12 protein-coding genes are annotated in these 12493 nt (G+C 54.8%); 5 read left to right on the plus strand and 7 right to left on the minus strand.

All coding sequences use genetic code 11. The annotated features are described in order from the left end of the window. The first annotated feature begins 2 nt into the window (after nt 1-2). On the plus strand, nt 3-743 hold the full coding sequence (ugpQ, locus tag J1782_RS16125; protein WP_371819790.1) for a glycerophosphodiester phosphodiesterase: 741 nt from the start codon (nt 3-5) through the stop codon (nt 741-743). Nucleotides 744-790: 47 nt separating this feature from the next. Here ugpQ and J1782_RS16130 read toward each other — a convergent pair whose 3' ends face one another. After that, on the minus strand, nt 791-1093 hold the full coding sequence (locus tag J1782_RS16130; RefSeq protein WP_152324807.1) for a DUF2756 domain-containing protein: 303 nt from the start codon (nt 1091-1093) through the stop codon (nt 791-793). 202 nt (nt 1094-1295) lie between these two features. Between J1782_RS16130 and J1782_RS16135 the strand changes: the two genes are divergently transcribed. Further along, on the plus strand, nt 1296-2195 hold the full coding sequence (locus J1782_RS16135; protein ID WP_217153505.1) for a carboxylate/amino acid/amine transporter: 900 nt from the start codon (nt 1296-1298) through the stop codon (nt 2193-2195). On the opposite strand, the gene metR is transcribed toward J1782_RS16135, so the two are convergent. Then, nucleotides 2101-3036 carry an HTH-type transcriptional regulator MetR gene (gene metR / locus J1782_RS16140; RefSeq protein ID WP_165061841.1) on the minus strand — a complete coding sequence of 312 codons (936 nt, stop codon included), beginning with the start codon at nt 3034-3036 and terminating at the stop codon, nt 2101-2103. The two genes, J1782_RS16135 and metR, sit on opposite strands and share 95 nt — an antisense overlap. A 104-nt stretch (nt 3037-3140) precedes the next feature. Between metR and metE the strand changes: the two genes are divergently transcribed. From metE to J1782_RS16155, 3 genes are all read left to right on the plus strand, one after another. Then, the gene (gene metE, locus J1782_RS16145; RefSeq protein ID WP_217153506.1) at nt 3141-5420 is read left to right on the plus strand and encodes a 5-methyltetrahydropteroyltriglutamate--homocysteine S-methyltransferase; all 2280 of its coding nucleotides are present in this window, start codon (nt 3141-3143) and stop codon (nt 5418-5420) included. A gap of 224 nt (nt 5421-5644) precedes the next feature. Further along, on the plus strand, nt 5645-6409 hold the full coding sequence (locus J1782_RS16150) for an SDR family NAD(P)-dependent oxidoreductase (RefSeq protein ID WP_152324811.1): 765 nt from the start codon (nt 5645-5647) through the stop codon (nt 6407-6409). Nucleotides 6410-6564: 155 nt separating this feature from the next. After that, a complete protein-coding gene (locus J1782_RS16155; RefSeq protein ID WP_152324812.1) occupies nt 6565-7428 on the plus strand; it encodes an AraC family transcriptional regulator in 864 nt (287 codons plus the stop codon). 18 nt (nt 7429-7446) lie between these two features. On the opposite strand, the gene J1782_RS16160 is transcribed toward J1782_RS16155, so the two are convergent. From J1782_RS16160 to J1782_RS16180, 5 genes are read right to left on the minus strand one after another with little or no spacing between them, the layout of a single operon-like run. Continuing rightward, nucleotides 7447-7791 (minus strand): PTS fructose-like transporter subunit IIB, encoded by a 345-nt coding sequence (locus J1782_RS16160; protein ID WP_152324813.1) that lies wholly within the window; start codon nt 7789-7791, stop codon nt 7447-7449. A 25-nt stretch (nt 7792-7816) separates the two neighbouring features. Continuing rightward, nucleotides 7817-8722, minus strand: coding sequence for a [formate-C-acetyltransferase]-activating enzyme (locus tag J1782_RS16165; RefSeq protein ID WP_217153507.1), 906 nt, complete (start codon nt 8720-8722; stop codon nt 7817-7819). Then, the gene (locus tag J1782_RS16170; protein WP_217153508.1) at nt 8688-10985 is read right to left on the minus strand and encodes a formate C-acetyltransferase; all 2298 of its coding nucleotides are present in this window, start codon (nt 10983-10985) and stop codon (nt 8688-8690) included. The genes J1782_RS16165 and J1782_RS16170 overlap by 35 nt, the downstream gene beginning before the upstream one ends. Nucleotides 10986-11001: 16 nt before the next feature. Further along, nucleotides 11002-11331 carry a PTS fructose-like transporter subunit IIB gene (locus tag J1782_RS16175; protein WP_152324816.1) on the minus strand — a complete coding sequence of 110 codons (330 nt, stop codon included), beginning with the start codon at nt 11329-11331 and terminating at the stop codon, nt 11002-11004. 29 nt (nt 11332-11360) lie between these two features. After that, nucleotides 11361-12440, minus strand: a complete 1080-nt coding sequence (locus J1782_RS16180; RefSeq protein ID WP_152324817.1) for a PTS fructose transporter subunit EIIC — start codon at nt 12438-12440, stop codon at nt 11361-11363. Nucleotides 12441-12493 lie beyond the last annotated feature (53 nt).

Genomic DNA, 12493 nt, shown 5'->3' on the forward strand with positions numbered 1-12493 from the left:
ACATGAAAGCCTGGCCTTATCCTCGCATTGTGGCGCACCGCGGCGGCGGTGCTCTGGCACCGGAAAACACGCTGGCGGCTATCGATATGGGCGCGAAATACGGTCATAAGATGATCGAATTTGACGCCAAACTGGCGCAGGGCGGGGAAATCTTCCTGTTGCACGACGATACCCTGAACCGCACCAGCAATGGCTGGGGTGTGGCAGGTGAATTGCCGTGGGAAAAACTCGAACGGCTCGACGCCGGCGACTGGTATGGCGCAGAGTTCAAAGGAGAAAAACTCCCGCTGCTCTCGCAGGTCGCCGAACGTTGTGCGCGCCACAACATGATGGCGAATATCGAAATCAAACCGACCACCGGGCTGGATGAAAAAACCGGAACCGACGTCGCGCTGGCCGCCCGTGAATTGTGGAAAAACCAGGCCGTGCCGCCGCTGCTTTCTTCGTTCGAATTTGACGCACTGGTTGCTGCGAAAAAAGCCGCCCCCGAGCTTCCGCGCGGTCTGCTGATCGACTCGTGGCACGAAAACTGGAAAGCACTGACCGACGAACTGGAATGTGCGTCTCTGCATCTCAATCACAAACTGCTTAATGAAGAACGCGTGAAAGCAATCAAAGCCGCCGGTCTGCATATTCTGGTGTATACCGTGAATAATCCGGCGCGCGCCCGTGAATTACTGGGCTGGGGCGTGGACTGTATTTGTACCGATAAGATTGATGTGATCGGGCCGGATTTCGTTTAAGCGGGTAACGCGGATCAGGCGCAGTGAACACCGCGCCTGAAGGGGGATTACGGCGTCTGATTCAGCTTCTGACCCAGCGTCTGGTTATTCTGCTGGATCTGTAAACGTTGCTGATTGCTCTGGATCTGCGATTTCAGCTTCAGCTGCTGTTGCTGCTGACTGTTACGCATATCCTGCTCCTGCTGACGTTTCTGCATCTGCTGATTGTTCTGCTGTTGTTGTTGCATGCGTTGTTGCGACGGATTGTTCAGCAGCGGATCGTCAGGGTTCGGCACTTTTTCGACTGCACTGGTGGTCTGAACAGCAAACAGCAGCGGCAGCGCGGCGAGCATTCCATATAAACATTTCATCAGTTCATCCTCCGTTTTCAGTCATCCGTTAAGTGTATGCCATCGCAGCCGTGAACGTGTCCTTTGAGCGCACGTTTCCCTCAAAGCGTGCTGTCGCTCTCGTTTGCTCTATAATTGAACAGATGTAAACCACCTTCACGCTTCGCGGTTTCCTTCATTCCGCTACAATCATCCATCTTTATCATTTTAGGGCTCAACTGCCGTGCCTTTACTCATTATCACCACCATTTTGTGGGCCTTTTCGTTCAGCCTGATCGGCGTCTATCTGGCAGGACAGGTTGACAGCGTGTTCTCCGTGTTAGTCCGTTTAGGACTGGCGGCGCTGGTTTTCCTGCCGTTCCTGCGCTGGAAAGGTCATCAGCTCACCACCATTTTGTTGTACATGGCGGTGGGCGCGATGCAGCTTGGCATCATGTATCTCATCAGCTTCGAAGCGTATCTGTACCTTTCGGTGCCGGAATTCCTGCTATTTACGGTGATGACGCCGCTGTACGTCACACTGATTTATGACCTGATCAGTGGCCGCAAAATCCGTATCGGTTATGCGCTGAGCGCCCTGCTGGCGGTCGCGGGCGCGGCGATTATTCGTTACGACCACATCAGCGAACATTTCATCATTGGTTTACTGCTGGTGCAGGCGGCGAACATCTGTTTTGCCATCGGGCAGGTGGGCTATAAACGCCTGATGGAAACCCGTCCGATGCCGCAGCATACGGCGTTCTCCTGGTTCTATCTCGGCGCACTGTTGTGCGCGGTGGTGGCCTGGTTCCTGTGGGGCAATCCGCAAAAATTACCGACCACGAACCTGCAATGGGGCATTCTGGTGTGGCTGGGCATTGGTGCTTCAGGGCTGGGGTATTTCATGTGGAACTACGGTGCGACGCAGGTTGATGCGGGAACGCTGGGAATTATGAACAACTTCCACGTCCCGGCGGGGCTGCTGGTGAATCTGGCAATCTGGCAACAGCAGCCGCACTGGCCGAGCTTTATTATTGGCGCAGTAGTGATTATGTCCTCACTGTGGGTACACCGGCGTTGGGTCGTGCCGCGTCGCGAACAAACGGCAGATGATCGCACGCGTGCTGGCGCGCCGAACGAATAAACGCTTCAGTCACCGGCTGACGCTGTTCGCCGTCACGGACGGCGGCGAACAGACGGCTCCATAAACCTTCGCCCAGGGTCTTCGTTACGACGAGGCCCTGGCGCTCAAAACTTTCTACGACCCAGTGCGGTAACGCCGCAATCCCCATTCTTGCCGACACCATCTGGATTAATAACAACGTGTTATCGACGCTTTTCAGCGACGGGCTGACCCCTGCCGGTTGCAGGAAATGCCGCCAGATATCCAGACGCTGACGCTGAACCGGATAAATCATCAGGGTTTCCGTACTCAAATCTTCCGGCGAAATCACGGTTTTAGCCGCCAGCGGATGATCCGGTGCCAGCACCAGACGGACTTCGTAATCGAACATCGGGGAGTAGTGCAAACCGCTGCGCGGCAGAATATCGGAGGTCAGCACGATATCCAGCTCGCCCTGTTGCAGCGCCGGTTGCGGGTCAAACGTCACGCCGGATTTGAAATCCATCACCACATGCGGCCAGTTCTGGTGGAAGTTATCCAGCGCGGGCGTCAGCCACTGAATACAGCTGTGGCACTCAATCGCGATGCGCAGTGAAGTCTGGTGCGGCTCATTGCACGCCTGCAACGCCTGCTGGATTTGCGGCAGCACCTGTTCTGCCAGATTCAGCATGATTTCGCCCTGCGGCGTAAAGCGTAAAGGCTGACTTTTCCGCACGAACAACCTGAAACCCAGCCGTTGCTCAAGGTCGCTGAACTGGTGCGACAGGGCCGATTGTGTCTGATGAAGCTGCGAGGCGGCGGCGGCCAGTGACCCGGTGTTGCGCAGTGCTTGCAACGTTCGCAGGTGTTTCAGTTCGATCATGAGAGTCCTTCACTGTGTCATGAATAATTTGCGCTTGTGGATTATACAGTACCTGCGGATTATGGATGTGTAAACATCTGGATGGCTAAACAGGAACTAAAAAGATGACGATACTGAATCACACTCTGGGTTTTCCACGCGTTGGTCTGCGTCGTGAACTTAAAAAAGCACAAGAAAGCTACTGGGCAGGCAATTCCACTCAGGAAGAACTGCTGGCAACCGGACGTGAACTCCGCGCCCGTCACTGGAAGCAACAAGCTGAAGCAGGCGTGGATTTAGTGCCGGTGGGCGATTTCGCCTGGTACGATCACGTTCTGACCACCAGCCTCCTGCTGGGCAACGTGCCGGCACGTCATCAGAATGACGACGGCTCTGTGGATCTCGATACCTTATTCCGCCTTGGCCGTGGCCGCGCACCGACCGGTAAACCGGCGGCGGCAGCGGAAATGACCAAATGGTTTAACACCAACTATCACTACATGGTGCCGGAGTTTGTGAAAGGGCAGAAATTCAAACTGACCTGGACACAACTGCTGGAAGAAGTGGACGAAGCGCTGGCGCTCGGCCACAAAGTGAAACCGGTTCTGCTGGGCCCGCTGACCTATCTGTGGCTCGGCAAAGTCAAAGGCGAACAGTTTGACCGCCTTTCCCTGCTCAACGACATTCTGCCTGTTTATCAGCAGGTGCTGGCTGAACTGGCAAAACGCGATGTTGAGTGGGTGCAGATTGACGAACCGGCGCTGGTGCTGGAATTACCGCAGGAATGGCTGGACGCGTACAAACCGGCTTATACCGCGCTGGAACAGAGCAAAACCAAACTGCTGCTGACCACCTATTTCGACAGCGTCGGGCATAATCTCGACACTATCCGTCAGCTGCCGGTTCAGGGGTTACACATTGATGCCGTCGCGGGTCGCGATGATTTGCAAGCCGTCATCAGTAAACTGCCAGAAAACTGGCTGATTTCTCTGGGTGTGATCAACGGCCGTAACGTCTGGCGTGCGGATCTGAGCACCTGGTTTGACCGTCTGAAACCGCTGGTGGCAGGGCGCAACGTCTGGATCGGCAGCTCTTGTTCCCTGCTGCACAGTCCGATTGATTTAAGCGTCGAAAGCCGTCTGGATGAAGAAGTGAAAAGCTGGTTCGCCTTCGCCCTGCAAAAATGTGCCGAGCTGTCACTGTTGACGTCTGCGCTGAACCATCCGACTGCGGAAGCGCAGCTGAAACTGGCCGAATACAGCGCGCCCATCCGTGCCCGCCGTGAATCCGCCCGCGTGAATAATCCGGCAGTCGGTCAACGCGTGGCGGCGATTACGGCCACAGATATCGAGCGTCAGCACGTTTATACCGAACGTGCTAAAGCGCAGCGTGCCCGTTTCAACCTGCCTGCCTGGCCGACCACCACCATCGGCTCATTCCCGCAAACCACTGAAATTCGCGGCCTGCGTCTGGACTTTAAACAAGGTCGGCTGGATAACACCAAATACCGCACCGGTATCAGCGAACATATTAAGCAGGCCATTAAAGAACAGGAACGTCTGGATATCGACGTGCTGGTGCATGGTGAAGCTGAACGTAACGACATGGTGGAATATTTCGGCGAGCATCTGGACGGTTTTGTATTCACGCAAAACGGCTGGGTACAAAGCTACGGTTCACGTTGCGTGAAACCGCCGGTGATTATCGGCGATGTCAGCCGTCCGCAAGTCATTACCGTGGAGTGGGCGAAGTATGCGCAGTCGCTGACCGAAAAACCGGTGAAAGGCATGCTGACCGGCCCGATCACTATTCTCTGCTGGTCCTTCCCGCGTGAAGATGTCAGCCGCGAAACCATCGCTAAACAAATCGCGCTGGCGCTGCGTGATGAAGTGGAAGATCTGGAAAAAGCCGGTATCGGTATCATTCAGATTGACGAACCGGCACTGCGCGAAGGCCTGCCGCTGCGCCAGTCTGAATGGAATGCTTACCTCCGCTGGGCGGTAGATGCGTTCAAACTGAACGCCGCGATTGCCAGCGATGACACGCAGATCCACACCCACATGTGTTACTGCGAATTCAACGACATCATGGATTCCATTGCCGCGCTGGATGCTGACGTGATCACCATCGAAACCTCGCGTTCCGATATGGACTTGCTGGAATCGTTTAAAGACTTCGAGTACCCGAATGAAATCGGGCCGGGCGTTTACGACATTCACTCACCTAACGTGCCAAGCGTGGAGTGGATTGAGGATTTACTGCGTAAAGCCGCGGATCGTATTCCGGCGGAACGCCTGTGGGTCAACCCGGACTGCGGCCTGAAAACCCGCGGCTGGCCGGAAACCCGCGAATCGCTGGAAAACATGGTTAAAGCCGCCAAGCGTCTGCGCGCTGAGAAAGCCTGAATTAAAGAGTCGTTGTGTTGTTGCTGACACGTTTTGGGGCACTCCGGTGCCCCTTTTTTTTGGTGCACATTCGCACTTTGTTACGTCTGTTTCAGCCCCCGTCATACGGCGGCTGTAGCGCGATTACGGCACTCAGCCTCAGGCAGTTTCCGCGCGTTGCGCCTTTCTCCGCTAGGCTTAAATCAGGATTAACTTTCTTTTTACCCAACAGACAGGGAGAAAATATGAACCGGTTTACAGACAAAGTCGTGGTAGTAACGGGCGCAGGTTCCGGTATGGGTGCGGCATCCGCACGGCGTTTTTCTTCAGAAGGCGCGATAGTCGTGCTGGTGGGGAGAACGAAAGAGAAACTGGAGAAAGTCGCCAAAACGCTGAGCAGTACGCAGTATTATATTCATCTGGCGGATGTTTCTTCCGCGCAGGATGTGGAGCGGATGGCGGCGGTGATCGAAGACAAATTCGGGCGTGTTGATGTGCTGGTTAACGCCGCAGGCGTGGTTGTGCAGGGTAAAGCGACCGAAGCGAGCCTTGATGACTGGCAGAAAATTATCGCCATCGATCTGAGCGGCGTCTTTTACTGCACGCGATTCTTCATGCCTGCATTGATCAAAAGTAAGGGAAATATTGTCAACATTTCCTCGGTTTCCGGTACCGGCGGCGACTGGGGAATGAGTTTCTATAACGCGGCGAAAGGCGGCGTGACGAACTTTACCCGCTCGATTGCGATGGACCACGGTAAAGACGGCGTGCGTGTTAACGCGGTGTGTCCGTCGCTGACCTTTACGGAGATGGCGGCCGGAATTAAAGACAACAAGCCGTTGCTGGCTAAATTTGCCGAACGAATTCCGCTGGGACGTGGTGCGGAGCCGGAAGAAATTGCTGATGTGATTGCGTTTCTCGCCAGCCATGATGCCCGCTTCGTGACGGGCGTAAATCTGCCGGTTGATGGCGGTTTGTCGGCGTCTAACGGCCAGCCTCCGCAGGCATAAGCTCCACCCTCCGCAGGTATAAGCTGATGTTTCCGGCCCGCCGCTTCACCGGCAGGCCGGATTTCCCGGTACTCCTCCCAAATTTGTGACTTCCTTTTCTTTCTGCGTCGCAGGTTAGTTATGATGGCGTGATTCCGCTGACAGGTAATCTGAACATGACGCATCCTCTTTTTTCCGTTTTATCTCCGGTAATTGAGCAACCCGAAGGCGTCCGGCAGGTCTTTTTTGCCGGTGCCCTGCATCCGGTGCCGGCACTTGCGTATCAGGTAGATTTTCCGCGTCTGGAACTCGTCCTCGAAGGGGAGCAGATGATGGAATGGGAAAATGAGCAGGGCGTGAGTCAGGTTGTCTGCATGCAGGCGGGGGATGTGCTATTTGTGCCGGCAAAAGGCTGGAATAGTCCGCAGTGGCAAACGCCGGTTCGCACCCTGAGCCTGTTATTTGGCAAACAACAGCTGGGTTTCAGCCTGCTCGGCTGGGACGGCAAACAGTTTGATTCACGTGAAAAAGGCAATACTGGCAGGCGCGGGCCGCGCGTAGGCGCTTTTATGTTGCAGGCGCTCAATGAACTGGCGTGGCACCAGGCGGATCAGCTGACGGCGCGGTTCCTGGTGAAAGGGTTACTGAGCCATGCGCAGGATTTATTCAGTTACTCGGCGCATACCGCCTCACGCAGCCAGGCGCTCTTCGGCGCGGTACGCCAGCATATCGAAGAGCATTACCGCGAACCGCTCACCCGCGATTCGGTCGCCAAGGCGTTTTATATTTCACCGAATTATCTGTCACATTTGTTTCAGAAAAGCGGCGGGATTGGGCTGAACGAATACCTGAACTATGTCCGGCTGGAGCAGGCAAAAAATCTACTGAAAGGATATGACATGAAAGTGAAAGAAGTCGCCCATGCCTGCGGGTACATCGACAGCAACTATTTTTGCCGCCAGTTTAAGAAAAGCACCGAACGTTCCCCTTCCGAATATCGCCGCCAGTATCGCAGCCAGTTTGAGAGTCTGGAGCCGTAGAAGCGCTGACGGTCCTTATTATGCGAGAACGATGCGCGTACCCTGCGGAGATGAGGCGATCTTTTTCACGGCGGCCATGACTTTGTCCGGCGTGCGTAAAAAAGTGTGAATGCCTGTCTGTACGCAGCGGCTATGAGTAAAACGGTCACTGTTTTCCAGCTGGATCTCCGTGATAAGCAAAACGATATCTGCCTGAGCAATATCGCTTTCCGAGAGCGCGTTTTCGACACCCAGCGCGCCCTGCGTTTCCACTTTCACCTGCCATTTTTCCTGCAAACACAGCTTTTCCAGGCGTTCAGCCGCCATATATGTGTGAGCGACACCGCTGATGCAGGCCGTGACTCCGACCAGTTTTAATGACATTTGCCGTTCCCCGTAGCTGGAAATTTTACCCGCCCATCGTCACGGTATACCCATCGCTTTCAGCCATTGCGCGCAATGGCGCAAGTGCGACGGCATCCGGCACCAGTGTTTTGTGCATCGAATAGGTTTTTCCTAATAACGGATATTTTGCTTCTCCGTATTTGTGGAAGGGTAACAGATGGATTTCATTTAAGTTGAAGGGTTTAAGGAAATCCAGGATCTGACGCAGATTTTCCTGTGTCAGCGTGTAGCCAGGGATCAGGGGAACGCGCGGAAGCAGTTCCACATCGCGCTGGGTCAGCGCCTGAAAATTCTCCAGCACCCGAGGTTGATTCATGTTGAGCAGGGTGCGGGCCAGCGTGGCGTCCATGATTTTGAAATCAAATAAAACCTGATCGCAGTGTTCAACCACCGAAAGCAAATGATCCCGCGGGACATCGCCTGCGGTTTCAATGGCCGTGTGGATCCCGAGGCCCTGTAATTCCTTCAACAACTCGCGGGCAAAAACCGGTTGCATCAGCACTTCGCCACCGGAAAGCGTGATGCCACCGCCGGATGACCGGAAAAAAACTTCATCCTTGAGCAGGCGGGACATCAGCGCTGGCAGCGTAATGTCTTCGCCTACATATTCCAGTGCGCCGCTCGGGCATTCCTGCGGATCCTGCAAACAGGTCCGGCAGTTCAGGCATTTCGCCTGACGTTTGATGGTCTGGATCCGGGGCGACATGGATTCCGGATTAGCGCACCACGGGCAGCGGTGCGGGCAACCTTTAAAGAAAACCATCGTGCGGATCCCCTGACCGTCGTTGAGAGAAAATCGCTGAATGTTAAAAATGCGCCCCGTCGGGGATTTTTCAGCGGTTTCACAAGCTCCGTTGACCATGGGGATCCGCAGGTCAGAGCTGGTGTGCGGTGCGACCGATAATGTCATCCTGAATCTCCTTTGACAGTTCGACAAAGAACGCGCTGTATCCGGCGACCCTGACCACTAATCCGGCGAAATCTTGCGGACGTTTTTGCGCTTCGCGCAACTGTTCGGCATTCACCACGTTGAACTGAACATGCTGTAATTTCAGCCGGGTGAAGGCGCCGAGAAAATCAGCCAGCTTATTCAGACCCTGCAAACCTTCCAGCGTTGATGGCGTAAATTTCACGTTCAGCAAAGTGCCGTTTGAGAGCAGCATATTGTCGAGCTTACTGACGGATTTCAGTACCGCGGTTGGCCCCTGATGATCCTGCCCGAGCATAGGCGAAAGGCCGCCGTCGGCCAGTTGCTCGCCTGCAAAGCGCCCGTCCGGTGTAGCCCCGACGACCGCCCCTAGCGGCACATGTGCAGAGACAGTGTAAGAGCCCGGCGTAAACTGGCCGCCGCGCGGGTTGCGGTACTGTTCGACTTCTTTGCAGTAATAGCGCAGCAAATCGGCACTGATTAAATCCACTTCATCGACGTCGTTGCCGTACTTCTCGAAGCGGTTGATCAGGCGGGCGCGGAGCGCGCGGCCTTCTTCGCTGGCGAAATTCTCTTTCAGCGAGGCAAGCAGTTCATCAAAGCTCAGGCGTTGCTGATCAAACACCATCCCTTTCAGCGCATGCAGTGAGTCACTGAGGTTTGCGATGCCGATGCCCTGAACGCCGGAAAAATTATAGCGCGCGCCACCAGCAGTAATGTCTTTCCCGCTTTTCAGACAACCTTCAATGAAAGACGACAGCAACGGAACCGGTGCCCAGTCGCGGTGGCCGATATCGCAGATATTGCTGCCCTGCGCCATCAGTTTCACGTAGTGGCTGATTTTCTGGCGGATCTGTTCCACCAGCTCAGCATAGTTAATCGCAGAATTTCCTTCGTTCTCATGCAGCGTTAACTCCATGACTTTCAGCATGTTGAACATCGCGATGTCATGCAGCCCGTACGTTTTCCCTGGGATAGACAATTCGACGCAGCCGACGACCGCATAATCCCGGGCATCTTCGAGGCTCACGCCGCGGTTCAGGAAGGCCGGAACCACCACTTCATCGTTGAAGATTTGCGGAATGCCGGTGCCGAGACGGATAGTTTCGGCTGTTTTCAGCAGGAACGGACGGTCGATGAGTTCGTTGACCCGCACACCAAGATTGGGCTGCGGCAGGCAGATGCTCTGATAAGCGTCCAGACACAGAAATGACAACACGTTGACCGCGCTGCGACCCGTCTCCGTTAAACCGCCGAGTAAAATCGTATAACCCGTGGGAAAACCGGCGAAATACCGGGCGCTCGACGTCGAACGTAACAGCACGATGTCATTGCATTTCACCCACAGGCTTTCCAGCAACTCTTTCAAAAACTCCGGCTGTTCGCCGTGTGAAAGGGAATGCTGGTAGAACGGCAGCATGTACTGATCGAAGCGTCCGAGCGATAGCGAACTGGCATTGGATTCGTACTGCAAAATAATATTCATGTACCAGAACAGCTGACAGGCCTGATAGAAATCCTGCGGCTTATTGCCGGAAATATGCTGCGATATGCGGGCAATACGTTCGAGTTCAGCCTTTCTTTGCATATCATTGCACGTCTGCGCCATTTGTTCTGCCAGCGCGGCATAACGCAAAATGTGCCGCTGCGAAGCCTCGAGCAAAATCAGTGCCGCCTGATAAAAGGCATTATCCGGCACATCGATAACGTGCTGTTTAAGTTCAGCGACTAAGTTATCAAGACCGCCGCTGAGCAGGCGAGGGTAATCAATAATGATGTGCCCCTGGCCTTTATCGGTCTGGTTGATGCTGAAAATCTGTGTTTTGGTAGCCGCTTTGACGTCTTCCGGCATCTGACTGTTGATGAAATCTTTCATCGAGCGCGATTCCCAGTAAGGGAAAAGCTGTTCGCGGTAAATCTGTTTATCCTGCTCAGAAATCGTAAAGCGATCCTGCGGACGGGTGGAAAATGTATCCAGTTCTTTAAGCAGCCAGTAAGGGTCCATTTCAGGAGAGATGATCCCCGCTCGCGGTTTGACGGTGCGGTTGCCGGCAATCAGTTCGTCTTCACGCAGGGTGATTGCCACGTGATCAAGGATCCAGGCTGTCGCTTTTGCCCGGCGCAAAAGCGTGGACTCGCCTTCAGTCGTACGGTGGCTTTCGGTGTACAGCAGAGCCCGTTCCAGCGAGATTTCACGCGGGTTAGCGAAAAGCGCATTTTTCAGACGTTCGATGCGGGAAGTCATCCTGTTCTCCTTACTTTCAGTCCGTGACAGCGGCTTTGGCGAGATGTGCCGCGATTTTTTCCATAATGGCATCAGCGCGCTTAACGGCATCGCTGATGGCGACCCGAACGGTGACTTTGCCCTTAAAGCGTTCTTCCTGTTTGATACCAATATCTTTGGTCAGGATCACGATATCTGCGGCCGCGACATCGGCCGTGGTCAGCTCATTTTCCCGGCCTATCGAGCCCTGAGTTTCGACTTTGCATTCCCAGCCTCTGGCTTTCGCCGCGCGTTCAATGGCTTCCGCCGCCATATAGGTGTGGGCAACGCCGGAAGGGCAGGCAGTTACAGCAATAATTTTGGTCATGATCTTCACCTTTGGTTTTACGTCTGAGGTCAGTTAATTTCGAAATCCAGATCCAGGTCGGATTCCGGATGTTTTTTAGCGGATTGTTTTTTGGCAGCCAGATGTTTCAGCAGGTTGACGCAAAGAGCCGTCACCACCATGCCGACCAGCAATGCGCCGATGTAGCCCAGTTTTCCCTGCACCACAGGCAGAACAATCAGCCCGCCCCAGCCGGCATAGCATTGCGCGCCAACCAGTGCGGCGGTCACGGCGGCACAGGCAGAACCCATCATGATGGAAGGAATAACGCGCAGCGGGTCGGCGGCGGCGAAAGGGATCGCGCCTTCAGTGACGCCGACGCAACCCATCAGCAGGGCGGCTTTTCCGGCTTCCCGTTCTTCAGTGGAATAGTATTTACGGCCAATCAGCGTGGCGAAACCCAGCCCCAGCGGTGGTGTAGCGATAGCAACTGCGGCAATTGCCACGACGCTATAAACGCCCTGTGCCACGCAAATCAGCATAAAGGCGTAGGCGACTTTATTGACCGGCCCGCCCATATCGAAGGCCAGCATCAGCCCCATAATGATGGCGAGCACGACAATGCTGCCCTGCTGCAGACCTTGCAGCCAGTGGGTCAGCGAGGAAGTCAGCAGCCCGACCGGTTCCCCCAGCCCCCACATCATGATGCCCGCCGTCAGTAAGGTACCGATAATCGGGATCACAAAGATCGGCATCACGGAACGCAGGATCTTCGGCACCGGGATCTTCTTCAGATAGAAGACGATGATCCCCCCGAGAAGACCGGCGATGATCGCGCCGAAGAAGCCCGCACCAAAGGAAGCGCCGACCCAGGCACCGATGGCTGCGGGCGCGAGCGCAGAGCGGTCGGAAATGGAATAACCGATGTAAGCCGCCAGGAAAGGCACCATCAGCGTCAGACCGGCCACACCAATATCAAACAGTTTTTTCAGATTCGGATCGGTCGCTGCGTCAGGCACGGCGCCTTTGCCGTAAAGCATGACGGAGACCGCCAGCAGAATGCCGCCCGCAACCACAAAAGGGATCATATGGGATACGCCGGTCATCAGGTGCTGACGGGTATTTTTCAGAATATTAAGCAATTCTTTCATAGTGGGCTCCGGTGTCGGGCGAAAATAACGGAACGTCCTTTTCAGCAAAACCT

It is taken from the genome of Rahnella sp. BCC 1045 (assembly GCF_019049615.1).
Taxonomy (GTDB): domain Bacteria; phylum Pseudomonadota; class Gammaproteobacteria; order Enterobacterales; family Enterobacteriaceae; genus Rahnella; species Rahnella contaminans.